2 protein-coding genes are annotated in these 1,724 nt (G+C 61.8%); both read right to left on the bottom strand.

Features of this window, described 5'->3' with window-relative positions:
- Positions 1–868 (bottom strand): Na/Pi symporter (locus EOB49_RS30240; RefSeq protein WP_164781859.1); only part of this gene is annotated, 868 nt, incomplete at its 3' end.
- A 76-nt stretch (positions 869–944) separates the two neighbouring features.
- Positions 945–1,724, bottom strand: a 780-nt coding sequence (gene pstS / locus EOB49_RS30235; protein ID WP_245472892.1) for a phosphate ABC transporter substrate-binding protein PstS, incomplete at its 5' end; no start/stop codon positions are given.

The following is a 1,724-nucleotide window of genomic DNA, read 5'->3' as shown; positions in this document are numbered from 1 at the left end:
TCACCGGAACGGCCGGATCGCCGCCGAAGAACTGCATGGCCCATTCCAGCACCTGGATGGAGACGAAGAACAGAGGGATGGTGATGCACACCCCGATGATATTGAACAAGATGTGCGCATAGGCGGTCCGCTTGGCGTTCTTCGAAAGGTTGAGCGAAGCCATCCACGACGTGATCGTGGTGCCGAGATCGGCACCGAGCGAGAAGGCGACGGCGGTTGTCCAGTCGAGAATGCCCGCCGCGCCAAGGCCCATGACGATGCCGATCGTCGCCGAGGACGAGTGGATCATCGCGGTCACGCCGGCGGCGATGAACACGCATTTGAAAAGGTTGAGGTAGGAGTCGGCCGTCAGCGTCTGCAGCAGCGCCATGACTTCCGGCAGGTTGCGAAGCGGACGCAGGCCGCCGGTCATCAAATTGAGGCCGTAGAAGATCAGAGCGAAACCCATGCAGGCGAGCGCTATGTTCTTCACCTTTTCGCTTTTGGCGAAGCAGTAGACCAGCGAGAACACGCCGGCCAGGATCAATCCGAGCGGACCGAGCGGCAGGGCGATGAGCCCGTTGCCGAGCGTGGTGCCGATGTTGGCGCCCATGATCACGCTGATCGCCGGCCGCAGGGCGATGACACCGGCATTGACCAGCCCGACGACCATGACGCTCATCGCCGTCGACGACTGGATGACGCCGGTAATCAGCGTTCCCGCCAGCACACCTTTGACCGGCGTACCGGCTGCCTTGGCGAGAAAGTCGCGCATCCGGTTGACCGACAGCGCCTGGATGCCGTTTGCCATGAAATCCAGACCGAGCATGAAGATGCCCAAGCCGCCGATCACCGGCACGAGGATGTCCTTGAAGATATCTATGTCCATTTCAGGCAGTCCCCAACAAGTCGCCACGACGACGCGGTATGAAGTTCAGTTGCTGCGCAAGGCAGCTTCGTTCGGGTCAGTTTCCGACCGGCAATTGCCTTGCCCAATACTGTTCGATCTGGCCAATGAGCGCTTTCGGCAGCGGCACATAGCCGAGTGCGGTGGCGTCGCCGGCACCTTGCGCGAAGGCGAGCCGGAAAAGATCATGCACGCGGCGATAGCGATGTTCCGAACGCCCCGAGACCTGGACAACGGCGAACACCGCCGTGCTGATCGGGTACGCACCATCTCCGCTGCGATTGGTGAGGGAGGCGAAGAAGTCGGTCGTTTCCCCCCAGGCGACGGAGGTGGCCGCTGCTTGCACGCCCTGCGGGTCCGGTTTGACGAACTTGCCGGATTTGTTCTGGACCGCTGCGAAGGGAAGGCCGGCGCGAAGAACCTGGCCGTATTCGGCGTAGGCAATCGCTCCCTTGCTCGCAGCCACGGCACGAAGAAGCGCTTGCGTACCTTCCGCGCCTGTCCCGAGCGGCCAGTCGATCAGAGTGTCGGCTCCAAGCTTCGTCTTCCAGTCTTCGCTTGTCGATGACAGAAACTCGGTGAAGACATAGGTTGAGCCCGAACCGTCCTGCCGGTGGATGACGCTGATGGCGAGATCGGGAAGGGCTATGTCGGGATTGAGCACCCTTATCGCAGGATCGGACCAGGACTTGATCTTGCCCAGATAGATGTCGGCGATCACCGGGCCGGAGAGGCGCAGACCTTGCTCCGGCAGGCCATCGAGATTGGCGACCACCGCGATCCCGCCCATGACGATCGGAAATTGCTGCTGGCCGTTCCTGGCGAGATCATCAGCCGG

This window comes from Mesorhizobium sp. M7A.F.Ca.MR.148.00.0.0 (assembly GCF_003997735.1).
Lineage (GTDB): Bacteria > Pseudomonadota > Alphaproteobacteria > Rhizobiales > Rhizobiaceae > Mesorhizobium.
Note: the sequence above shows the minus strand (reverse complement) of the source record. Positions and strands in the feature narration are given on the sequence as shown.